Origin of the sequence: Pseudidiomarina halophila (assembly GCF_003987215.1) — a bacterium.
In the GTDB taxonomy this organism is placed as follows: Bacteria; Pseudomonadota; Gammaproteobacteria; order Enterobacterales; family Alteromonadaceae; genus Pseudidiomarina; species Pseudidiomarina halophila.
On the sequence record NZ_PIPW01000001.1, the window covers coordinates 480,469 to 501,827 of the forward strand.

The following is a 21,359-nucleotide window of genomic DNA, read 5'->3' on the forward strand; positions in this document are numbered from 1 at the left end:
ACTTAAAGGTAGTCTAGCTACCACAAGGAGTCGAATGATGAAATTACTGATCACCGGAGGAACCGGACTGATTGGCACCGAGCTTATAGGTCGGTTACGCGACAGGTACGAGATCACGGTGCTAAGTCGCGAGCCGGAGGAAGCTTCGAAGCGTTTTGGCAAGGGCGTACAGGCGCTGAGGAGCCTCGACGATGTGAGCGATTTAAGCGATTTCTATGGTGTTATTAACCTGCAAGGCGAGGGCATTGCTGATAAACGCTGGACCGCGCGCCAGAAAACCCGGTTACAGGAAAGCCGTTGGGAAATCACCCGCAAGCTGAGCGAGCGGATGCGAGCCTGTGAGCAGCCGCCGAAGGTATTTATTAGTGGCTCGGCGATTGGCTACTATGGTGCACAGGGCGACGAAGTGATGACCGAAGATAAGACGGTCGACTTGCCCGATGATTTCGCCCACAAGTTATGTGCTGAATGGGAGCGCCTGGCGCTTGAAGCACAGTCGGTAACCCGCGTATGCGTGGTGCGCACCGGTGTGGTTTTAGCCAGCGATGACAGCGCCCTGCAAAAAATGTTACCGCCTTACCTGCTGGGCCTTGGTGGGCCATTAGGTAACGGTAAGCAATACTTCTCGTGGATTCATCTGCAGGACATCGCGAGGGTATTTGAATTTTTACTCGAGCACGATGACTGTCAGGGCGTTTATAACGGCACTGCGCCAGATCCGCTGCCGCAGGAGCTGTTTAGTGCCAAAATTGCCAAAGTGTTACGGAAGTCGCATTTCATGCGCGTGCCAGCATGGGTTTTGAAGCTGCTGCTAGGTGAAATGTCGCAAATGCTGCTAACCGGCCAGCGGGTCGAACCGGCACGGTTGCAGCAAGCGGGATTTGAGTTTGAGTTTAGCTCTGCTGAAGCAGCGCTGCGCGATTGTTTGTTGCCTTCTTCATCTTCCGAACAAAACTCGTAAGCTCTTCTTTCAGACGCGTTGGGTCCTGGTGGTGGTTAGCGATAAAGTTAACCACTGCCGAGCCACTGATAGCACCCGCAGCACCAGCTGCCAGCGCTGCTTCTACGTGTTCCGGCTGAGCGATACCAAAACCCAACAGTGGCGGCGCACTGTCGGCGTCTTTTAAGGCTTGAATAACCGCGGTCGCAGGCTTTTGCATACTACTTTCCGTGCCTGTAACACCGGCGCGACTCAGCAGGTAGACGTAACCCTCGCTGCGCGCGGCGATGCTTTTTAACCGTTCATTGCTGGCGTCCGGCGGCGCAATAAATATAGGTGCCACGCCGTGAGCGTGTGCAGCTTCAATGAAAGGCGCACTTTCCCGCTCGGGCACATCGGCGATCAGTACTGAATCGACACCCGCGGCCGCGCAGCGTTGATAGAAATTATCCAGACCTGCGCTGGCAACCAGATTCGCGTACACCAGCAAGCCGATAGGGATATCAGCGTGACGGGCGCGAATTTCGGTGAGCATGGCAAAGCAATCGGAAATCTTCGTGCCAGCTGCTAAGGCGCGAATCGCTGCTTTTTGGATGGTCGGGCCGTCGGCAACGGGATCGGAAAACGGGAAACCGAGCTCCAGTGCGTCCGCACCGCCAGCGACCAGCGCCTCGATCACCTCAAGGCTCTGGCTGGGGTTGGGGTCGCCCAGGGTAACAAAAGGGACAAAAGCGCCTTGATCGGCAGCGTCAAGTCGTTCAAACATGGCTTGATAGCGATTCATTAGGCCTGCTCCTGCTGTTGAAAGATGCGACGGACGTGGTCAATGTCTTTATCGCCACGGCCCGATAAATTAATCAGTAGAATTTCCGGTGCATCAGGCTCGGCTGCACGCTTAAGTGCATAGGCCAGCGCATGAGCGGACTCCAGTGCCGGAATGATACCTTCTTTTTCTGCTAACAGTTTAAAAGCGTCCAGCGCCTCGTCGTCAGTGACCGACTCATAGCGCGCCCGGCCAATGCTTTGCAGATAAGCATGCTGCGGCCCTACGCCGGGGTAATCGAGCCCGGCAGAGACCGAATAGCTTTCTTCGATTTGTCCTTCGTCGGTTTGCATCAGGAACGATTTGCAGCCATGTAAAATGCCCGGATGACCGGCGGTCAGGGTGGCACCGTGGTGCGCGGTCTTCAGGCCTTTGCCAGCAGGCTCCACGCCAACCAGCTCGACGCCTTCTTCATCAATGAACTCTGCGAACATACCGATGGCATTTGAACCGCCGCCGACACAGGCGATAACTTCATCAGGCAAACGTCCGGCGCGCTCTATAACTTGCGCTTTAGCTTCGGCACCGATCATGCGATGGAACTCCCGCACAATTGTTGGGAAGGGGTGCGGGCCTGCGGCTGTACCGAGCAGATAGTGGGTGTCGTGGTAGCTTGCCGTCCAGTCGCGTAAAGCTTCGTTTACCGCGTCTTTCAGGGTGCCGCTGCCGGTGTCTACCGGTACAACTTTAGCGCCCATCAACTCCATGCGAAACACATTCGGCTGTTGCCGTTCGACATCTTTCTTGCCCATGTAAATAATGCACTCAAGATCAAGCAAGGCGCAGGCAAGGGCGGTGGCGGTACCGTGTTGACCGGCGCCGGTTTCAGCGATGATGCGCTTTTTACCCATACGCTTGGCCAGTAGGGCCTGACCGAGCACCTGGTTGGTTTTGTGCGCGCCGCCGTGCAATAAATCTTCCCGTTTAAGGTAGATTTTTGTGCCGTTAGGGCTATCAACAGGCAGGTTACGGCACAGTGACAGCGGGGTCGGCCGACCCAGATAGTTTTTCAGTAAATCTTTAAATTCTTTTTGGAATTCGGGATCTTGCTGAGCATCGGCAAAAGCCTGCTCAAGCTGGTCCAGAGCCGGGAGTAGGATCTCCGGGACAAACTGTCCGCCAAACTCTCCGAAATAAGCTGGATAGTTACTCATGATTTTGTTTCCCATACTGACGAATCTGTTGAAACAACTGCGCGATTTTACCGGCGTCTTTGACGCCTTTGTCACGCTCTAAACTTGAATTGAAATCGAAACGGGCGAGCCCGGTTTGCCGCGCTGCGTCGAGGTTATGAAGCCCCAGACCGCCGGCCAGAATACAGCGCTGGCGTTCGCTCTGGCTAAGATCGGCTAACAGCTCCCAGGCAAAGGTTTCACCGCTGCCGCCCTGCAGGTTATCCAGCAGAATGTGATCTGCGGCACTTTGCGGTAACAATAACGGAGCTTCCGCGCGGTGAACCTGCCAGATCTGGGTGTTCGCGGGCAGCGCCTGTTTTAGCTGAGCAATGTAATCGCTATCTTCATGGCCATGCAGCTGTACCGCATGCAATCCTAAACGTGTCGCGGTGCTGGCAACTTCCTTCAGGGGCCGGTCCGCAAAGACGCCCACCCAACCCAGATCCGGTTCAGCAGCGATGAGCTGTTGTGCTTGCTCCGGAGTCACCGACCGCGGCGAGGCTGGTACAAAGATCAACCCGCCGTAAGCGGCACCGGCAGCACGGACGACGTGTGCATCGCTCACCTGACTGAGACCGCAAACTTTGTGCTTACCGTAAATCAGCTCGCGGCAGGCTTGATCAATATTGGCTTGTGACGTGAGGGCGCTGCCGATGAGAAAACCATCAACGTAAGGCGCGGTCTCCCGCACATCCTCGTGGCTGCTGTAACCTGACTCCGCCACCAGCAGCACGCCTTCAGGCGCCAAGTTGCTGAGTTCACGACTGCGCTGCGGATCAATACTTAAATCGTGTAGGTTACGGTTGTTGATGCCAATAATAGTGGCACCAAGGTCTCCGGCGCGCTGCATTTCCGCCTCGGTGCTGACCTCGGTCAGTACATCCATATTGTAGTCGGCAGCCAGCTGGGCTAACGTCCGATACTGCTCATCATTAAGAATCGACAGCATCAGCAAAATTGCGTCGGCCCCAAAGTGGCGTGCCAGCAGCACCTGCAACGGCTCGACAATGAAATCCTTGCACAATACCGGCACATCGACCGCGCAACTTACGGCAGTGAGATAGTTAAAGTCACCTTGGAAATAATCCGGTTCAGTCAGCACTGAAATGGCGTCGGCGTAACGGCTATAGGTCTGAGCAATGTGCACCGGATGAAAGTTGTCGCGGATCAAGCCTTTCGACGGTGACGCCTTCTTGCACTCAAGGATAAAACTGCTGCGAGGTTTGCTAAGGGCACGTGCCAGACTACGCTGGCTGAGCTGTAGCTCGCGCTTTAGCTCGTCAACCGGGTAGGCGGCTGCCATTTCTGCCAGGCGTTCGCGGCGTTTGGCAACAATGGTTTGTAAGATAGTATCAGCCACGGTTGAACTCCTGTAACTGCTGCAAGTGAATCATGGCCTGGCCGCTGGCCAAATGTTCAAGTACGGCGTCGGTTGCCAGATGCAGGGTATCGTACTGGCCAGCAAGATAAAGTAATCCGGCTGTACTGATAGCCACCGCGTGGGCGTGGGCATCCGGTGCTGTGCCTGCAAGAATACGTTTTAAGGCAATGGCGTTGAAGTCAGCGTCGCCGCCCTGCAATGCACTGACCGGTGATGACTGAAGACCGAAGTCACTTGGTTGCAGTTGATATTCATGCAACTCGCCGTCCCGCAATTCGACCACCTGGGTGGCACCGTGTAAAGCAATTTCATCCAGCCCTGAACCGTGTACGACCATGGCGCGCTGGCAGCCTAATAGTCTGAGGGTTTCAGCCAGCGGCCGGCACCAGGCCGGGTCGTACACGCCAAGCTGTTGCACGTCGGGTCGCGCCGGATTGACCAATGGCCCAAGCAGATTAAACAGAGTACGGGTTTTCAGGGTTTGCCTTACCGGCATCGCATAGCGAACCCCGGGGTGATAATGGGGCGCGAATAAAAAGCAAAAATTAAAGGCATCAAGCTGTTGCGCCGCAACGGCTGGATCCTGCGTGACCGAAAGGCCGAGACTTTCCAGTACATCGGCAGAACCTGAACGGGATGACACGCTACGGTTACCGTGTTTGGCAACTGTGAGTCCCATACTTGCCGCAAGCAAGGCCGCCGTGGTGGAAATATTAATGGTATTGCTGCCATCGCCACCGGTACCGCAGCTGTCGACTACCAGGCGGTCAGGGCGGTTAAAGGTTTTGGCTGCACGACGCAGGGCAAGTGCCGCTCCAGCCATCTCTTCCGGTTTCTCACCACGCATTTTCATGCTGATCAACAACGCAGTGATCTGGATTTCGTTGAGCTCACCTTTTACCAGATGGTCAAATAACCGCTCACTTGCGGTCATGGATAAGCTGGATCCGGCTAGAAGTTGTTTAATTGCTTCCATTACTGCTGCTCCGTACGGAAAAGAAATTCAATGGTTTGCGCCAGCAGCTGACTGCCGCGCCCAGTAAGTATAGATTCAGGATGAAATTGAAAACCCACAGCGCGGTGTGCGGCAAAATAAGCGGCCATCGGGATACTTTCTGTTCCACTGCTACCAGTACTCTGAAAGTCCGCCAATAGTTCAATACTTTCAGGTAATTCATAGCCCGCAAGGCTATGGTAACGTGCGACCGGCAACTGCTGTGGTAAATCAGCAAAAATAGGATGCTTACGGCAGCTGACGGTACTGCTTTTACCGTGCACGGTTTCACCGCAACGACGAACCTGCGCGCCGTAAGCTTCCAGCAGTGCCTGAAACCCTAAGCAGATCCCCAGCAAAGGATAACGTCCTTTAGCATAGTCGATCACCTGCATCAGGTTGCCAGCTTGCTGCGGATGGCCCGGTCCCGGCGACAGGCAAATCAGCTGTGGCCCCTGGTATGCGTCAAGACTGCGCTGCAGGGTGCTCATTGCCACGGTATTACGGTAAACCACCAATGGGTAGCCGAGTTGCCGTAACTCATCTACCAGGTTGTAACTAAAGGAGTCGATGTTGTCGATCATTACGATACGTGCCGGCTTCATGGCTGTGACTCCTGTGTTGACTCAGTGTCTTCGCTGGCATACGTGGCGCGAATGGCAGCAATCACTGCCTGAGCTTTACCTTCGGTTTCGGCGACTTCCGCCGCTGCCACTGAGTCGGCAACTACGCCAGCGCCCGCTTGCACATAGGCCTTGCCATCGCGCACCAGAGCAGAGCGAATGACGATACAGGTATCCATGTCGCCGCGTCCTGACAAATAACCTACGGCGCCACCGTAGCTGCCGCGGCGCTGTTGCTCGTACTGGCGGATCAAGCGGGCGGCACTGACTTTCGGCGCGCCGACCAGGGTGCCCATGTTCATGCAGGCGCGGTAAGCATTAAGCGCATCCAGATCATCGGCCAGCTGGGCCACCACTCGTGAAACAAGATGCATGACGTGGGAATAGCGGTCGACTTGCAACAGGTCCGCGACATAACGGCTGCCCGGATTGGCAATACGTGCCAGATCGTTGCGGGCGAGGTCTACCAGCATGAGATGCTCCGCCAGTTCTTTCTGATCGCAGCGTAACTCCAGCTCAAGTCGGCTATCCAAATCATAGTTAATACTACCGTCGGAGTTCTTACCGCGCGGTCGGGTGCCGGCAATAGGGTAGAGCTCAACTTGATTGGTGGCTGCGGTGTACTTCAGGGCCGACTCGGGCGACGCGCCGAACAGGACAAAGTCTTCGGTCTGCAGGTAAAACATGTAAGGCGAAGGATTTGCAGCTTTAAGTTGGGCATAGGCCGCGAGACTGTCGGGACAGGCCAGGGCAAACTGACGCGATGGCACCACCTGAAAAATATCGCCGTCGGCAATGTGTTCCTGCAGCTCCGTTACCCAGGTCGCATAAACGTCGCGGCTCGGCGTTGCTGCAACATTCTGATCGACCACCTGCTGTGAATGACGAACCACGTCGGCAGCTGCCATGGGCAGTTGGCAGTGGGCAACGATCTCGCCGAGCTGTTGGGTCAATGTCGCATAATAATTTGCTGAGTCAGGGCCGCTGAGCAGGGTGGCAAGTAACTCAGTCGTTCGCTCCTGATGATCGACTACCAGCAGGCTTTCGGCCAGATAAAACTGATAATCCGGGCAATTATTGTCGGCCTCGGGAACCTCAGGTAACTGCTCCATACTGGCAATGTAGTCGTAGCCGAACACGCCAGCTACGAAAAGTGAGAAATCATGGTCGCTGCTGCCTGTCAGTGCGGTTAACTGGTGTTGCACAATACGCAATGGCTGCTCGGTACTCTGATGGCGTAACCGTTGCTCTTCATCGAGCTCGTTCAGGGCGGTGCTGGCGGTGTAAAAGTTGCACTCAAGCTGGCTGTCGCTTGCCGTGATTTCGGCAAGATCCTGCAAACGTTGCTGCAGGTAGGGCAATAACTGCGCGCCGTTCGCGGTTAAAGCGCGAATAACCACGCTGCTGCCGTTGCAGGTAAATTGCAGCGCAGCCTGCACCATGATCAGACTTTTCAGATGCTTGCGTGACTGTATTTCTGCTGAATCAAGCAGCAATGTATTGGGTTTGTCAGCGCACAGCCGTTGGTACAACTGCTGGGTATCGGCGGTATACGGCAAGCGCAGATGTAGCGAATGATAGTAGCCGGATTGTTGTTCAAATTGCACGTGATTGCCCTTACTTAAGTTATCAAAACTGTTGGTATTTTTTTCATGACAACGGGCATAAAAAAAAACCCGCTGACTTAGCGGGTTTTCATCAAATTACGTGTTAAATACGCACAGATGCATCGCCCGCTAGTTCGGGAAATGCCACCACCACTGTACTGATTTCTGCACGTAATTTTTTGTCATCACTAGCTCTCAAGTGTTCTTTCAGTTCTTTCTGTTCTTTCAAAACAAAAATCTCAAAAAGAGAAGTTGTATAAGTTGCAAGTGGCTAAATTAACCGATGCCAAAGGTGACTGTCAACCGCTTTTTTAAGCGCTGCTTACCGCGCGTTGTGTTTTAAGATCCGTGATTTCTGGCGTTGCCAATCGCGTTCTTTGACCGTGTCACGTTTGTCGTGCGATTTTTTACCTTTAGCTAAGTAGATTTCCAGCTTAACCAGATGCTGTTTCCAGTACATCGCGGTGGCAACAATCGAGTAGCCTTCGCGTTCACTGGCACCGATCAACTTGTCTAACTCGCGCTTCTTTAATAGCAGCTTGCGCGAACGCTCCGGGTCACAGACCACATGGGAGGACGCGGCCAGCAAGGGTTGAATTTGCGCACCCAGCAGGTAGGCCTCACCATCGCGGATAATGACGTAGGTATCGGAGATATTCGCCTTACCGGCGCGAATACTCTTAACTTCCCAGCCTTGCAACGCAATGCCAGCTTCGAATTTGTCTTCCAGGAAATACTCATGGCGCGCTTTCTTGTTTAGCGCGATGGTTCCGGAATTATTTGGGGATTTAGATTTGCTCATGCCGGCTATTATACGCATACGATTTAAAAAGAAAATTTGTTTATCGGGCAAACTTTAGAATGGGTGATTCAACCGGCAAAGTACGCTATCATGCGGACATTTTTAACAGGCCAAGGAACCCATTATGCCAAGCATTGAGCGAAGCGCGTTAGTGCCTTACAGCGACGCGCAAATGTTTGCATTAGTGAACGACATTGAAAGTTATCCAGAATTTGTTCCGGGCTGTCGCTCGGCGCGGGTCGTAGAACAGGACGCCACCACTAAAGTTGCGCGGCTGGATATAAGTAAAGCGGGAATTGGCAAGTCGTTTACCACGCGCAATCAGCTTGAGCCACCAGGACGCATCGGTATGGAACTGGTTGACGGCCCGTTTAAATACCTGCGTGGCGGTTGGCACTTCGAGCCGTTAAGTGATAATGCCTGTAAAATTGTGCTGAAATTAGAGTTTGAATTTGCCAATCGTTTCCTGGGATTAGCTTTTGGCAATATTTTTAATGAAATACAAAGCCGAATGGTAGATGCTTTTGTGAAGCGTGCCGAACAGGTTTATGGAACTGCGTAAATGAGCTTAAAGCACATTCAAATTGAAGTGGCTTATGCGACCCCTGAACGCCAGCAGATCATTCCGGTCCGCGTGGTGGAAGGTGCGACTGTTGCTGAATGTATCGCGCAGTCGAATATTACGCGCTACTTCCCTGAAATTGATCTCGAACAGCAGAAAGTCGGTATCTGGAGTAAAGCAGTTAAACTTGACCATCAACCGCGAGAGGGTGATCGTATCGAGATCTACCGGCCGCTCATAGCTGATCCCAAAGCCATTCGACGTCAACGCGCCGAACGGGCAAAAGATGACGGTCGTGCAGATCCTGTCACTGGAGGCCGTCGGCGTGAGCAAACCAGTTAAGTTATATATTATCCGCCATGGTGAGGCGCAGCCGCCACAAGGGTTGCGGGGCGATGCCATTCGTCCGCTAAGTACCTACGGTGAACAGGAAGTCATGGCCAGCGGCCACTGGTTAGCCAATTATCTGGCTGAGCAAAATGCTGACGCCCTCGACTGGCTGATCGTCAGTCCTTATATTCGCGCCCGGCAAACCGCTTCGTTGTTACGCCGCCAGGTCAAGGTGCAGAACGAACAAGTTAACGATGCGATTACCCCGGATGGCCAGGCGGAACAAGTCAGCGACTGGCTGTTCGCCGAGCTGCAGCATCGTGGTTCTAAAGTCAAACACGTTGCTATCGTGTCGCACATGCCTTTTGTCAGTTATCTTGTGGCGGCACTCGATAAAACCATCGAACCTATGCTGTTTCCGACTGCGGGCATTGCTGAACTGGTGCTTGACGCCGAACAATGGCGGGGCAAGTTTATCCGTATGGCCGTTGCCGAGCCTGATTAACTTTTTGGAGTGTTTTGTGGAATCACCTATTCACGAACTCGTTAGTGTTGAAGATTATTGGCGCTGGGGCATCAGCTCGTTACAGCGTGCTGATGTATTCTTTGGTCATGGTACGGACAATGCGGCAAGTGAAACCTTAGTGTTGCTGGCACATGTGGTGCACCTGGATATCGCGCAACTGGATGAATTTCGTGGGGCGCGGCTGACACTGAGCGAGCGCGAAGCCTTCGTTAAACTGGTACAACGCCGGATCGAGGAACGTAAGCCCGCCGCCTATTTAACCGGTGAAGCCTGGTTTGCGGGATTACCCTTTAAAGTTGACGAGCGGGTGCTGGTACCGCGCTCACCCATCGCTGAGCTCATTGAACAAGAATTTCAGCCCTGGTTGGCCGAAGCCCCGCAGCATATTCTCGATTTATGTACCGGTAGTGCCTGTATCGCCATTGCCTGTGCTTATGCATTTCCGGAAGCTGAAGTGGATGCGCTGGATATCTCAACGGATGCGTTGGCCGTGGCCGAAGAGAATATCGCCTTTCACCAGCTTGAACACCGGGTATTTCCGATGCAGTCTGATCTGTACAGCGCAGTTGCCGGTCAGCGGTACGATTTAATCGTGACGAATCCGCCTTATGTTGATGCCGAAGACATGGCTGACCTGCCGGCTGAGTTCCACCACGAACCCGAATTGGGTCTGGCCGCAGGCGACGATGGTCTTGATTTGGTGCGCACCATACTGCGCGAAGCGCCGGACCATTTAACCGAGCAGGGCATTCTTATCTGTGAAGTGGGCAATTCCATGGTGCATCTGGCCGAGCTGTACCCTGATGTGCCATTTACCTGGCTCTCTTTCGAACGCGGCGGTGATGGCGTATTCTTACTGACACGACATGAACTGCTTGAACACCAGAGCAAATTTTAGGAACCACTATGCCGGGCAATAGTTTTGGAGAGTTATTTCGGGTGACCACCTTTGGCGAAAGCCATGGTCCTGCGATTGGTGCTATTGTCGATGGCTGTCCGGCGGGCCTAAAGCTAAGTGAAGCAGATTTACAACACGAACTCGATCGCCGTAAGCCGGGCCAGAATCGTTATACCACAGCGCGGCGCGAAGCCGACGAGGTGAAAATCCTGTCGGGCGTATTTGAAGGTGTCACCACCGGCACGCCGATAGGTTTACTGATCGAAAACACCGATCAGCGCAGCAAAGACTATTCAGACATTAAAGACCTGTTTCGCCCGGGGCATGCGGATTACACTTACCATCATAAGTACGGTGTGCGTGATTACCGCGGCGGTGGTCGCTCCTCAGCACGGGAAACCGCAATGCGGGTTGCCGCTGGTGCCATTGCTAAGAAACTGCTGGCCGAGCAGTTTGGCGTCGCCTTTAACGCTGGGGTGGTGCAAATTGGTCCGCATCAGACGGCACCGGATAAAGCTTCCTTTGACTGGCAACAGGTGCGGGAAAATCCGTTATTCTGCCCCGATGCCGTGCTTGCGGAAAAAGCTGGCGAGTACCTGCGGGAGTTATTAAAGCAGGGCGACTCAGTAGGTGCACGGGTGCGCCTGGAAGTGACAGGTGTGCCGGTAGGCCTTGGCGAGCCGGTTTTTGATCGTTTTGATGCTGATTTAGCTAAAGCGCTGATGAGCATCAACGCAGTGAAAGCCGTCAGCATTGGTGATGGCTTTGCCGTCGCCGCACAATTAGGTAGCGAGCATCGCGATGAAATCAGTGCCACTGAGGGCTTCCTTAGTAATCATGCCGGTGGCGTGCTGGGTGGCATCACGAGTGGGCAGACGGTAATTGCTGAAGTCGCTTTCAAGCCGACCTCGAGTATCACCAAGCCTGGCCAGACCATTGATCGGTTCGGCCAACAACAGACCGTGGTCACCCGCGGCCGGCACGATCCCTGTGTGGGTATTCGTGGTGTGCCTATTGTTGAAGCAATGGCAGCTTTGGTGATCGTTGATCATTGGTTAAGACAGCGCGCACAAAACCCAAATCCACAGCTATAAGCCATGTCGCACGCAGATTATCAGACGCTCATAAAACTATTTGACGACTGTTTTTACGCAGATTATCGCACGCGCCTGGTCGCCGGTGATGATGAACCTTTGTATCGCGCCGCAAGCACGCCCGCTGCTGACCACGAGATTGTTTTCGCGCACGGCTTCTTCGCCTCGGCGCTGCATGAGATTGCCCACTGGTGTATTGCCGGTCCGGCGCGCCGGCAGCTTGAAGATTATGGCTACTGGTACGAACCTGATGGCCGTGACGCCGCTCAACAAGCTCAATTTGAGCAGGTTGAGCGCAAGCCTCAGGCACTGGAATGGCTGTTCTCGTTGTGCGCGGGCGTTCCTTTTCAGGTGAGTGTCGATAACTTAAATGGTGCGTCAGTGGATCGCCAGGCTTTCACCGCTGCCGTGCAGCAGCAGCTGGTAACCTATCTGACCGAAGGGCTTCCGCCGCGGGCGGAGCGTTTCGCCCGGGCGTTGGCCCAAACCTATCAACAACCCTGGCCAAGCGCCCGGCAGTTGCTCAACTATCAAGGTGTTGCATGAACAGGTTTCATATTGGCTTAGTCGTTAATCCATTGGCGGGTCTGGGTGGCAGTGTGGCCTTAAAGGGCAGTGACGGTGCTGATACCGCTGCATTAGCCCAGCAACTCGGGGCTGAAGCGAAAGCACCGCAACGGGCGGCTCAGGCGCTTGAGCAACTCCTGAATGATGCAGCACAGATTAAGATTTCAACAGGGGCGGGCCTGTTAGGGGAGCAAAGTTGCCAGCTTGCCGGACTGCAGTGCGAGGTTGTTTATCAGGGCGCCGACCCCTCTACCGCAACGGATAGCAAGGAGCTGGCGCGCCGGCTGATTGAGGACGCCAAGGTTGACCTGCTGGTGTTTGCCGGCGGTGACGGTACAGCCCGTGATATCCATGGGATATGCCCGGCAGAGCAGCCGGTGTTAGGCATTCCTGCCGGGGTTAAGATTCACTCGGGCGTTTATGCGGTCAGCCCACGCGCAGCTGGCAAAGTTATGGCGCAAATGGTGCGTGGTGAGTTAACCACAGTGACTCACGCCGATGTCATGGATATTGATGAAACCGCATTTCGCCAGGGCACAGTGCGGGCGAAACGCTTCGGTGAATTACTGGTGCCGGCCGAGCTGCGTTATGTGCAGGCGGTAAAAATGGGCGGCAGGGAAAGTGATGAACTGGTGCTTGCTGATATTGCCGCTGATTTCATTGAAAGTATGGAAGACGATGTGCTGTACATTATGGGCTCAGGCTCGACTGTGGCCGCCATCATGGAAGACTTACAGCTGCCGAATACGTTGTTAGGCGTGGATGTTGTCAAAAATGGCAAGTTATTCGCGCAGGATGTCACGGCAAAGCAGCTTGAACAATGGATCATCAAGGAACAACAAGCGGCGGTGATCGTCGTCACCGTCATTGGCGGGCAAGGGCACTTATTTGGTCGCGGTAACCAACAACTCAGTTCTAAACTGCTGGCGCATTTAGGTAAAGATGCTATTCGGGTCGTTGCCAGCAAGCGTAAACTGCAACACCTGGACGGCAGACCCTTATTGGTCGATACCGGTGATCATCAGGTTGATGACGCGTTAAGTGGCGTGATCCGTGTGACCACCGGTTATCATGATGAAGTCTTTATGCAGATTGCCGCGCCCTAAAATTGCGAGCGCGGTAAATAAACGGTAATTCCATCAAGCTCGTCGGTCATTTCGATCTGACAACTTAAGCGACTATTTTCTTTCGGATCGATGGCCATATCCAGCATATCTTCTTCGCGTTCGGAAGCCGGTGGTAGTTTATCTTCCCACTCTTTTGCGACATAACAGTGGCAGGTTGCACAGGACATCACGCCGCCGCATTCGCCAATAATACCGTCAATCATGTTATCCACGGCACCTTCCATCAGGCTCTGTCCAACTGGGATCTCAGCTTCAAACTGGCCACCGTCATGATCGATAAAAATAGCTTTTGGCATCTATAACTCCTTACTTACAGCTCATGCTGAGCGGTCTCTGTGAATCTATTTTAGTCGGACATTCTACCATAGGTAAGTTAGGCAATTGGACTCAGATTCAGGTAAAATGGCGCGATTTTTTTAACTGCAACTTAGCTACGGGCCAAGAGTGGGGAACACGAATGCAGGCGGTGTTAGAAAAACTTTTTCAAATAAAAGCACAGGGAAGTTCGGTAAAAGCTGAGATGATAGGTGGTGTCACGACCTTCCTGACGATGGCCTACATTATTTTCGTCAATCCATCTATTCTCAGTCAGGCGGGCATGGATTATGGTGCGGTCTTTGTCGCTACCTGCCTGGCCGCCGCTATTGGCTGTTTGATCATGGGCTTATGGGCGAACTACCCGGTTGCCCTCGCTCCTGGAATGGGGCTAAACGCGTTTTTCACCTACAGCGTTGTGCTCGGCATGGGATATGAATGGCAGGCCGCATTGGGGGCCGTGTTCTTCTCAGGTATTCTGTTTTTTGTTTTATCGGCACTAAAGATCCGCGCCTGGATCATTAATTCGATTCCGGTGACGCTGCGGCTTGCGATAGCTGCGGGTATTGGCGCGTTTCTCGCGCTCATCGGTCTGCAAAACGCCAATATCATTGTCGGACATGATGCGACTCTGGTGACTTTAGGTGATCTGTCTCAAATCTCGGTGCTTCTGGCTGGGTTAGGATTCTTCTTGATCATCGGGTTAGTTGCCCGCAAGGTTCAGGGTGCAGCACTTATCAGCATTTTGTTTATCACCCTGCTCGGTTGGTTGTTGGGCGATGTCAGCTATCAGGGGATAGTCGCTATGCCCCCGAGTCTGGCACCCACCTTTATGCAACTCGATATTGCCGGCGCTTTTGATGTAGCGATGCTAAGCGTTATTTTCGCGTTTTTATTCGTTGACTTGTTCGATACCTCGGGCACCTTAATGGCCGTGGCGCAACGGGCGGGCATGACTGATGCGAAGGGAAATCTACCCCGACTAGAGAAAGCGTTGATGGCGGATAGCACTGCCTCTGTTGCAGGTTCTATGCTGGGTACCTCAACGACAACGAGTTATATTGAGTCAGCATCGGGTGTCGCTTCTGGTGGTAAAACAGGACTGACCGCCGTTATCGTCGGCCTGTTGTTTATATTAGCTATATTTTTTGCCCCGCTTGCGGGCATGGTGCCAGCCTATGCTACGGCTGGCGCAATTATTTATGTATCGGTGTTAATGTTATTTACGTTACGTTCGGTAGACTGGGACGATGTCACCGAGGCCGCACCTGTTGCGGTGGTATTGTTAATGACACCTTTAACGTATTCAATTGCTGACGGTATCGCGTTAGGCTTTATTAGTTATGTGGTGGTGAAAGCCCTGGGAGGGCGTTACCACGATCTTAACTGGAGTGTCGCTATACTGGCTGCTTTATTCATCGCAAAATTTATCTGGTTGGGGTAATTCATCATGGGATGGCATGAAAATCGCGAATTTTTCGTATCTTGGGAAGAACTGCACCGCGCTACGAAAGAGTTGGCGCGCCGGCAACTACCTGCTGAGCAATGGCAGGGCATAATCGCGGTGAGCCGCGGCGGTCTGGTTCCAGCTGCCATTGTGGCACGTGAGCTGAATGTGCGCTTAGTTGAAAGCGTTTGCGTGAGCTCGTACGACCATGACAGCCAGCGTGACAGCGTCACTCTGGTTAAAGATGTGAGCTGCACCGACGACGGCGCTGGCTTCCTGGTCATTGATGACTTGGTCGATACCGGTAACACTATGAAGTTCTTACGTCAGCGCTTGCCCAAAGCAAAATTTATTACGGTGTATGCAAAACCGGCAGGCATGAAGTTGGTCGATGATTACGTCGCCGATCTCGAGCAGGAAACCTGGATCCACTTCCCATGGGACATGCACCTGCACTACGTCGAGCCGCTGGCTGGGCAGGAAAGCTAAAGATAAAAAAGCCGGGCATTTTGCCCGGCTTCGCATGATCTTTATAAAGTCATGGAATAAGTGGAAAAGACCCCTTAGCGTATAGCGCCAAAAGCGTCGATCCGGTTATGAATCTCACTAACTTCAATTGGCTCTGAAAAGTAATAGCCTTGGATCTGCTCACAGTGAAAGGCTCTGACGAGTTGAAACTGCTCGACCGATTCTACGCCTTCGGCCAGGCAGGTCATGCCCATATCCCTCGCAGTTCTTATAATATTCAAACACATTGATGCTGCTTTCTGTTCCTCAACGATCTCATTAATAAATGACTTGTCGATCTTAAGCGTCGAGATCGGAAGCTGCTTCAAATAGGCCAGACTTGAATAACCTGTGCCAAAATCATCCAACGAGAAGCTGAACCCCATGTCGATAATCTTATGCATGGCTTCAACAACCGAATCGAAGTCTTCAATGATAGAACTTTCGACTATCTCAATGTCGATACAAGAAGGCTTGATAATGCCGCCATCGATATGCAGTCTTAACCAGCTATGAAATTCTTTAGACTGAATAGTATCGGCAGAGATATTTACAGAAATTTTGGCTGTAAATAAGCCTTGGCGTTCCCATCGGGAAAATTCCCTGGCCGCGCTATCGATGACCCATTGATCCAGACGTAACATTTTCCCGCTCTCTTTCGCGGATTCGACGATTTCTAATGGCGAAACAACCCCAAGTGTAGGATGGTTCCAGCGCAACAGAGCTTCAAACCCAACGACATTTTGATCAACAGAACGAACCTTTGGTTGATACACCAACCTCAATTTATCGTTAAAAATAGCGTCATCAAGACCACGAGTGACTTCAAAGAAACGCTCTGACTGTGCTCTTCGCCAAGGGGATACTATTTCATATTGAATACCTTTATTTTTCTGGAGGTAGTCGAGGGAAATATCAAGACTCTTTAAGACTTCTTGATAAGGATGAGAGGCTTCCTCGGAGATGAAGACTACATTGATATTGGGAGTAAAATCCTCAACCGACGTTCTAAATGGGTCAAGCAGCGCTTCTTTTAGCTTGCGAAGTAACTCATGTTGGGCTTTTTCACTCGTAAACTCTTCTTTTGAATCCGAGAAATAGGTGATGAGTCGATCAGATTTCGTTATTGCAAAAACAACCTTTTCAAAGTCAGCAAAAAAGCGCTGAACCCGGTTCGACAACTCATACAAGATCTCATCGCCCACAGCACGGCCGTACGCTCTTGATATTACGGGGAAGTTGGCTCCTTCGAGAGCTGCTATGCAATAGGGAGATGAAGCGCTCTCCGGGGTCGAGATGCGACTTATCTCATCGGCAAAGGCATGCTCCCAATACGCATTCGTTACTGGATCCTTTGACAACTTCAGTTGCATTGACGCGCGCTCAATAGTGTCCTCTGTGGTCTGGAAAATCTCGTGTTGTGCGACGTCGAGGAGTGCGATGAGGGTACGTTCTTCCCGTTCAGACATTTTCCGCGGGCGCGGGTCAAAGATGCAGAGGGTACCGAGTGGTAGACCCTCAGGATCTCGAAGTACTGCGCCAGCGTAGAAGCGGATATAGGGGGATCCCGTAACCAGAGGATTATCCTTGAACCTCTCATCAGCGCGTGCATCTTCGATCACCAAAATTTCATCTTCATGGATAGCATGAGCACAAAAAGCGACTTCTCTCGACGTCTCTTTTGCGTCTAATCCACACTTGGACAAAAACCACTGCCTGTTTACATCAATAAGGGAAATTGTTGCGACCTCAACATCAAAGATGGTCTGTGCTAACCGGGTAATACGGTCAAACTGTGCTCCGGGTTGCGAGTCCAGTAAATTCGATGCGTGTAGAGAAGCAAGTCTTTCTTTTTCTCTTCGGTGGTCGGCGGGTATCGACGCATCTTTTTGGTTCGAGTGTTCCTTCGACTGTGACATTGGCCGTTTCCCTCAGGCTTCTAGTTGAACATCAATTCTAAAATTTATTTAGTACGATGACAAATAGCGACAAAAATTCACCATTTAGTGAATTGTTGCAATCCCTAATTTGTATAATGGCTCAAAGGCAGATCTCATATCAGATGCGGGCTCTAACCCACCAGCTGAATATGCAAAACAGGCGGCATACATGACGGTCCCCCCAAAATAGAACCATGACATAGGTGACATTTTCATAAATTTGACAGGCCCCAGTCGCTGGAATGTCCAACGCTGGGGCGCTTCAATTTTGTTCGGATGTTTTATGTTGATATGGCAGCGATTAGTCGTGCAAAGCCTTTTGGAGGGTCTGCAAAGCTTCGGCAATAGCGACTTTCGTTTTCTCGCCGCTACGGCGGTTTTTGTATTCGACTGCTTGCTCGTCAAGATTGCGCTCGCCAATTACGATTTGATGCGGTATTCCGATCAATTCCATGTCGGCAAACATGACGCCCGGACGCTCTTTGCGATCATCAAATAACACGTCGATTCCGGCGGTTTTCAGTTCAGCATAGAGTTGCTCTGCTGTCTCTTGTACCCGCACGGATTTGTGCATATTCATTGGCACGATAGCGACCTGGAAAGGCGCTAACGCGTCAGGCCAGGTGATGCCAAATTTGTCGTGGTTCTGCTCGATAGCAGAGGCGACAATACGGGAAACGCCAATACCATAGCAGCCCATGGTTAACATCTCGTGTTTCCCGGTGTCGGTCAGCACACCCACTTTCATCGCTTCTGAATACTTGGTGCCCAATTGGAAAATATGGCCGACTTCAATTCCCCGCTTAATTTGCAGGGTACCCTGACCACACGGGCTTGGATCGCCTTCTACCACGTTGCGTAAATCTGCGACTGCTGGCAATGCAACGTCACGCTCCCAGTTGATACCGAAGAAATGATAGCCATCTTCGTTGGCGCCTGCGGCAAAATCTGCCATCACGGCAACGCTGCGATCAATAACCAGCTCCAGTGGCAGATCCACAGGACCTAAAGAGCCGGGGCCTGCGCCTATTGCTGCGCGAATTTCTTCTTCGCTTGCGAAAACTAACGGACTTGTAACTTGTGGCAATTTCGCCGCTTTAATTTCATTCAGGTTGTGGTCACCGCGGATCATCAGGGCCACCAACTGGCCTTCTTCAGCGCCATGCACAATCAGAGTTTTTACAGTTTGGGTAACCGGCAGTTTGAATTGCTCGGTTAAAGCATCGATGGTTTTCGCGTTAGGTGTGGCGATTTTTTCCATCTGCGCTTGTCCAGCAGGGCGTTCTTGCGCCGGTGCAACAGCTTCGGCTAACTCAACGTTTGCGGCGTAATCAGAGCTGTCAGAGAAAGCAATGTCATCTTCGCCGGACTCAGCCAGAACATGAAATTCGTGGGAGGAGCTACCACCAATCGAGCCGGTATCGGCAATCACCGGACGGAAGTCTAATCCGAGGCGCTCAAAAATCCGACAGTAAGCTTTATGCATAGCGTCATAGGTTTCTTGCAAGCTGGCCTGATCCAGGTGGAAAGAGTAGGCATCTTTCATAATAAACTCGCGCGCACGCATCACACCAAAGCGCGGGCGGATCTCATCGCGGAACTTCGTCTGAATCTGGAACAAGTTCAGCGGCAACTGTTTGTAGCTGTTAATTTCTTTACGGACTAACTCTGAGATAACTTCTTCATGGGTTGGACCAAGCACGAAATCACGTTGGTTACGGTCATGCAAACGCAGTAGCTCCGGGCCATAGTCTTCCCATCGGCCTGACTCTTCCCATAAATCTGCCGGCTGCACCATTGGCATCAGGACTTCTAAGGCACCCGCATTTTCCATTTCTTCCCGAACCACAGCTTCGACTTTGCGTAACACCCGCAATCCGGTTGGCGTCCAGGTATACAATCCCGCCGCAACTTTCCGGATCATACCCGCGCGCAGCATGAGTTGATGGCTGATGACTTCTGCATCAGCGGGCGTTTCTTTCAAAGTACCTAATAAATAGTGACTGGTACGCATGATTCCCGATAGTCCTTGTGCGAATGAATAGATAGAGTGAAATTCTATCAGCAGCAGCACCTAGTCAAAAGGCTTTACTGATGTTTATCACATGATTTTCGTTATTTTCGACCTGCCATTGCACATTGAGATCATACAAGCGGACACCGTAGACCTTATCCGTCACCTTTTGCTGGTGGTAAGCAGGTCGTGGATCTTGTTGCAGCACCTGGGTAATCAGCTGCTCTAGCTGCGGATAGCTGTCAGCAAGCTGTTCGATACTGCGCTTAGCAGCGCTGGAAAACCGCACGGCCATCGCTGCAGCAGGTGCATGTTGCGCAAAGCTTGCTTGCGCCTCAGGTAAGGCATCGGCGTAGGGAACATAAGGTTTGATGTCGATAACCGGCGTCCCCTGCACCCAATCACCACCTTCGACATGCAAGAAGGTCTGCTGATGGTGCTGTTCAATGCCGAGCAGCTTGACCACCGACATGCCGATGCCATTCGGACGGAAGGTCGAGCGCGTGGCAAACACGCCGACCTTCTGATTGCCACCAAGCCGCGGCGGGCGCACCAGTGGTTGCCAGCCCTGGGCGAGGTTCTGATGAAACAGGAATAACACCCAGATATGACTAAAACGGTCGAGTCCGCGGGTGGTTTCCGGCACCGCGTAGTCACCGTTAAGCACAATGGTCGCTGTGGCCGCAGTGACCAGGCCCGGTTGACGGGGCACCGCAAACTTTTCCGCGTAGGGCGAGCGAATCTCGCCGATGGGTTCGAGTGAGTAGGTCATGGCTCTGCTTGCTTGGGATGATTGGCGAATTTCAACATAAAATTGCGGAATTGGCGAACTTAGAATCGCTTGCGTTGGGTGCTGTTGTTTGTAAGATTCTGATAAATAACAAAAATGTTGTTTTGGCACGTTATCTGCATATACATCTTCATAGTTTCAATAAACGACTTGAACTAACGATTAATAATTAACTAAGAAATGTGGGAGATTTAACATGACACGTCAACAAAGCGTTTGGTTTTCAGCTTTATTTTTAATCGCCTCAGTAACGGCATTAAGTTTACCTTTAGCCAGCGTTGCTAACGCTCACGAGCGTACCATCGAAGCAAGCTACAGTGTGAGTGAAGCAACGGAATTAAGTATCGAATCCGGTGTCGGCACTGTCACTTTTGAACGTGCGAAAGGAAGTACTTTAGAAATCGAGCTTCATGTCGAAGAAAGTGACGCATCGTTTTTTGGTGAAGCTAACCTGGATGCAGTTGAGCTTGTTGCTGAGCAAAACGGTGATCGGTTAGATTTGCGCGTACCGGAGCAAGAGAACATCAAGCTCGATTGGACCATTCGATTACCACAGGTTGCTGCAGTGGAACTTGACCTTGGCGTTGGCGAAATTACTGGTTCTCTTGATGCTGCAGATATGAATGTTGATCTGGGTGTTGGCGAGATTGACCTGGTGATTGTGGGCGCTATCGCTGATGTAAAAACGGACGTTGGTATCGGTGAAGTTAAGATCATCGGCGGCGACAGCACTTCAAACGAGCGCCACTTTATCAGCGCGTCAGGCAAAGCCCGCGGGCAGGGTGATGCGCGGGTTAATATCGATGTAGGTATCGGTGAAATCCGGATCGAAATTCAATAATTGCCAATAAGCTTAATTTCATAAATAAAAAAGGCGCACGAAGCGCCTTTTTTATA

The 21,359-nt window shown here is 52.1% G+C and carries 22 protein-coding genes and 1 other annotated feature; of the genes, 11 read left to right on the top strand and 11 right to left on the bottom strand.

Going from position 1 to position 21,359, the window contains the following annotated elements; translation table 11 throughout:
- Positions 1 to 34: 34 nt before the first annotated feature.
- Entirely contained in the window at positions 35 to 961 is a 927-nt protein-coding gene (locus CWI69_RS02290; protein ID WP_338051825.1) for a TIGR01777 family oxidoreductase, read from the top strand.
- Here the strand turns inward: CWI69_RS02290 and trpA are convergent.
- The 7 genes from trpA to smpB all read right to left on the bottom strand — a co-directional run bounded on the left by trpA (position 894) and on the right by smpB (position 8,345).
- Positions 894 to 1,724: a tryptophan synthase subunit alpha gene (trpA, locus tag CWI69_RS02295; RefSeq protein ID WP_126761506.1), complete on the bottom strand. Its 831-nt coding sequence runs from the start codon at positions 1,722 to 1,724 to the stop codon at positions 894 to 896. The two genes, CWI69_RS02290 and trpA, sit on opposite strands and share 68 nt — an antisense overlap.
- Positions 1,724 to 2,917: a tryptophan synthase subunit beta gene (gene trpB / locus CWI69_RS02300; protein WP_126761508.1), complete on the bottom strand. Its 1,194-nt coding sequence runs from the start codon at positions 2,915 to 2,917 to the stop codon at positions 1,724 to 1,726. Before trpB ends, trpA begins: the two co-directional genes overlap by 1 nt.
- Positions 2,910 to 4,298 carry a bifunctional indole-3-glycerol-phosphate synthase TrpC/phosphoribosylanthranilate isomerase TrpF gene (trpCF, locus tag CWI69_RS02305; RefSeq protein WP_126761510.1) on the bottom strand — a complete coding sequence of 463 codons (1,389 nt, stop codon included), beginning with the start codon at positions 4,296 to 4,298 and terminating at the stop codon, positions 2,910 to 2,912. The genes trpB and trpCF overlap by 8 nt, the downstream gene beginning before the upstream one ends.
- Positions 4,291 to 5,295 carry an anthranilate phosphoribosyltransferase gene (gene trpD, locus CWI69_RS02310; protein ID WP_126761512.1) on the bottom strand — a complete coding sequence of 335 codons (1,005 nt, stop codon included), beginning with the start codon at positions 5,293 to 5,295 and terminating at the stop codon, positions 4,291 to 4,293. Before trpD ends, trpCF begins: the two co-directional genes overlap by 8 nt.
- The gene (locus tag CWI69_RS02315) at positions 5,295 to 5,918 is read right to left on the bottom strand and encodes an aminodeoxychorismate/anthranilate synthase component II (RefSeq protein ID WP_126761514.1); all 624 of its coding nucleotides are present in this window, start codon (positions 5,916 to 5,918) and stop codon (positions 5,295 to 5,297) included. Before CWI69_RS02315 ends, trpD begins: the two co-directional genes overlap by 1 nt.
- Complete coding sequence (locus CWI69_RS02320; RefSeq protein WP_126761516.1) at positions 5,915 to 7,543, bottom strand: anthranilate synthase component 1; 1,629 nt, start codon at positions 7,541 to 7,543, stop codon at positions 5,915 to 5,917. Before CWI69_RS02320 ends, CWI69_RS02315 begins: the two co-directional genes overlap by 4 nt.
- A gap of 59 nt (positions 7,544 to 7,602) precedes the next feature.
- Positions 7,603 to 7,699, bottom strand: a sequence feature (Trp leader region).
- A gap of 166 nt (positions 7,700 to 7,865) precedes the next feature.
- A complete protein-coding gene (gene smpB, locus CWI69_RS02325; protein WP_126761518.1) occupies positions 7,866 to 8,345 on the bottom strand; it encodes an SsrA-binding protein SmpB in 480 nt (159 codons plus the stop codon).
- Positions 8,346 to 8,469: 124 nt separating this feature from the next.
- Here smpB and CWI69_RS02330 point away from each other — a divergent pair, with 124 nt between their 5' ends.
- From CWI69_RS02330 to CWI69_RS02360, 7 genes are read left to right on the top strand one after another with little or no spacing between them, the layout of a single operon-like run.
- On the top strand, positions 8,470 to 8,907 hold the full coding sequence (locus CWI69_RS02330) for a type II toxin-antitoxin system RatA family toxin (RefSeq protein WP_126761520.1): 438 nt from the start codon (positions 8,470 to 8,472) through the stop codon (positions 8,905 to 8,907).
- Positions 8,908 to 9,249 (top strand): RnfH family protein, encoded by a 342-nt coding sequence (locus tag CWI69_RS02335; protein WP_126761522.1) that lies wholly within the window; start codon positions 8,908 to 8,910, stop codon positions 9,247 to 9,249.
- Positions 9,233 to 9,742 (top strand): phosphohistidine phosphatase SixA, encoded by a 510-nt coding sequence (gene sixA / locus CWI69_RS02340; protein ID WP_157984228.1) that lies wholly within the window; start codon positions 9,233 to 9,235, stop codon positions 9,740 to 9,742. Before CWI69_RS02335 ends, sixA begins: the two co-directional genes overlap by 17 nt.
- A gap of 16 nt (positions 9,743 to 9,758) precedes the next feature.
- A complete protein-coding gene (prmB, locus tag CWI69_RS02345) occupies positions 9,759 to 10,661 on the top strand; it encodes a 50S ribosomal protein L3 N(5)-glutamine methyltransferase (RefSeq protein WP_241971016.1) in 903 nt (300 codons plus the stop codon).
- 8 nt (positions 10,662 to 10,669) lie between these two features.
- A complete protein-coding gene (gene aroC / locus CWI69_RS02350; protein ID WP_126761525.1) occupies positions 10,670 to 11,755 on the top strand; it encodes a chorismate synthase in 1,086 nt (361 codons plus the stop codon).
- Positions 11,756 to 11,758: 3 nt separating this feature from the next.
- A complete protein-coding gene (locus CWI69_RS02355) occupies positions 11,759 to 12,301 on the top strand; it encodes an elongation factor P hydroxylase (protein WP_126761527.1) in 543 nt (180 codons plus the stop codon).
- The gene (locus CWI69_RS02360; protein WP_126761529.1) at positions 12,298 to 13,428 is read left to right on the top strand and encodes an ATP-NAD kinase family protein; all 1,131 of its coding nucleotides are present in this window, start codon (positions 12,298 to 12,300) and stop codon (positions 13,426 to 13,428) included. The genes CWI69_RS02355 and CWI69_RS02360 overlap by 4 nt, the downstream gene beginning before the upstream one ends.
- Here CWI69_RS02360 and CWI69_RS02365 read toward each other — a convergent pair.
- Positions 13,425 to 13,745 (bottom strand): 2Fe-2S iron-sulfur cluster-binding protein, encoded by a 321-nt coding sequence (locus CWI69_RS02365; protein WP_126761531.1) that lies wholly within the window; start codon positions 13,743 to 13,745, stop codon positions 13,425 to 13,427. The two genes, CWI69_RS02360 and CWI69_RS02365, sit on opposite strands and share 4 nt — an antisense overlap.
- Positions 13,746 to 13,915: 170 nt before the next feature.
- On the opposite strand from CWI69_RS02365, the gene CWI69_RS02370 reads away from it, so the two are divergent.
- Together CWI69_RS02370 and gpt are read left to right on the top strand one after the other, a co-directional pair.
- Complete coding sequence (locus tag CWI69_RS02370) at positions 13,916 to 15,208, top strand: NCS2 family permease (protein WP_275070090.1); 1,293 nt, start codon at positions 13,916 to 13,918, stop codon at positions 15,206 to 15,208.
- Between the two features lie 6 nt (positions 15,209 to 15,214).
- The gene (gene gpt, locus CWI69_RS02375) at positions 15,215 to 15,700 is read left to right on the top strand and encodes a xanthine phosphoribosyltransferase (RefSeq protein WP_126761535.1); all 486 of its coding nucleotides are present in this window, start codon (positions 15,215 to 15,217) and stop codon (positions 15,698 to 15,700) included.
- 74 nt (positions 15,701 to 15,774) lie between these two features.
- On the opposite strand, the gene CWI69_RS02380 is transcribed toward gpt, so the two are convergent.
- The 3 genes from CWI69_RS02380 to tsaA all read right to left on the bottom strand — a co-directional run bounded on the left by CWI69_RS02380 (position 15,775) and on the right by tsaA (position 20,444).
- Positions 15,775 to 17,637, bottom strand: coding sequence for a sensor domain-containing diguanylate cyclase (locus CWI69_RS02380; RefSeq protein WP_126761537.1), 1,863 nt, complete (start codon positions 17,635 to 17,637; stop codon positions 15,775 to 15,777).
- Between the two features lie 322 nt (positions 17,638 to 17,959).
- On the bottom strand, positions 17,960 to 19,672 hold the full coding sequence (locus CWI69_RS02385) for a proline--tRNA ligase (RefSeq protein WP_126761539.1): 1,713 nt from the start codon (positions 19,670 to 19,672) through the stop codon (positions 17,960 to 17,962).
- Positions 19,673 to 19,736: 64 nt separating this feature from the next.
- Positions 19,737 to 20,444, bottom strand: a complete 708-nt coding sequence (tsaA, locus tag CWI69_RS02390) for a tRNA (N6-threonylcarbamoyladenosine(37)-N6)-methyltransferase TrmO (RefSeq protein WP_126761541.1) — start codon at positions 20,442 to 20,444, stop codon at positions 19,737 to 19,739.
- 214 nt (positions 20,445 to 20,658) lie between these two features.
- On the opposite strand from tsaA, the gene CWI69_RS02395 reads away from it, so the two are divergent.
- A complete protein-coding gene (locus CWI69_RS02395) occupies positions 20,659 to 21,303 on the top strand; it encodes a hypothetical protein (RefSeq protein ID WP_126761543.1) in 645 nt (214 codons plus the stop codon).
- The last annotated feature ends 56 nt before the right edge of the window (positions 21,304 to 21,359 follow it).

Bases quoted from the DNA above. Each gene is read 5' to 3' on its own strand.
- CWI69_RS02365 (WP_126761531.1), bottom strand. From the start codon at position 13,745: ATGCCAAAAGCTATTTTTATCGATCATGACGGTGGCCAGTTTGAAGCT.
- CWI69_RS02290 (WP_338051825.1), top strand. From the start codon at position 35: ATGATGAAATTACTGATCACCGGAGGAACCGGACTGATTGGCACCGAG.
- CWI69_RS02330 (WP_126761520.1), top strand. From the start codon at position 8,470: ATGCCAAGCATTGAGCGAAGCGCGTTAGTGCCTTACAGCGACGCGCAA.
- smpB (WP_126761518.1), bottom strand. From the start codon at position 8,345: ATGAGCAAATCTAAATCCCCAAATAATTCCGGAACCATCGCGCTAAAC.
- CWI69_RS02335 (WP_126761522.1), top strand. From the start codon at position 8,908: ATGAGCTTAAAGCACATTCAAATTGAAGTGGCTTATGCGACCCCTGAA.
- tsaA (WP_126761541.1), bottom strand. From the start codon at position 20,444: ATGACCTACTCACTCGAACCCATCGGCGAGATTCGCTCGCCCTACGCG.
- aroC (WP_126761525.1), top strand. From the start codon at position 10,670: ATGCCGGGCAATAGTTTTGGAGAGTTATTTCGGGTGACCACCTTTGGC.
- CWI69_RS02380 (WP_126761537.1), bottom strand. From the start codon at position 17,637: ATGTCACAGTCGAAGGAACACTCGAACCAAAAAGATGCGTCGATACCC.
- trpA (WP_126761506.1), bottom strand. From the start codon at position 1,724: ATGAATCGCTATCAAGCCATGTTTGAACGACTTGACGCTGCCGATCAA.
- CWI69_RS02395 (WP_126761543.1), top strand. From the start codon at position 20,659: ATGACACGTCAACAAAGCGTTTGGTTTTCAGCTTTATTTTTAATCGCC.
- CWI69_RS02355 (WP_126761527.1), top strand. From the start codon at position 11,759: ATGTCGCACGCAGATTATCAGACGCTCATAAAACTATTTGACGACTGT.
- trpD (WP_126761512.1), bottom strand. From the start codon at position 5,295: ATGGAAGCAATTAAACAACTTCTAGCCGGATCCAGCTTATCCATGACC.
- gpt (WP_126761535.1), top strand. From the start codon at position 15,215: ATGGGATGGCATGAAAATCGCGAATTTTTCGTATCTTGGGAAGAACTG.
- CWI69_RS02360 (WP_126761529.1), top strand. From the start codon at position 12,298: ATGAACAGGTTTCATATTGGCTTAGTCGTTAATCCATTGGCGGGTCTG.
- CWI69_RS02385 (WP_126761539.1), bottom strand. From the start codon at position 19,672: ATGCGTACCAGTCACTATTTATTAGGTACTTTGAAAGAAACGCCCGCT.
- CWI69_RS02315 (WP_126761514.1), bottom strand. From the start codon at position 5,918: ATGAAGCCGGCACGTATCGTAATGATCGACAACATCGACTCCTTTAGT.
- trpB (WP_126761508.1), bottom strand. From the start codon at position 2,917: ATGAGTAACTATCCAGCTTATTTCGGAGAGTTTGGCGGACAGTTTGTC.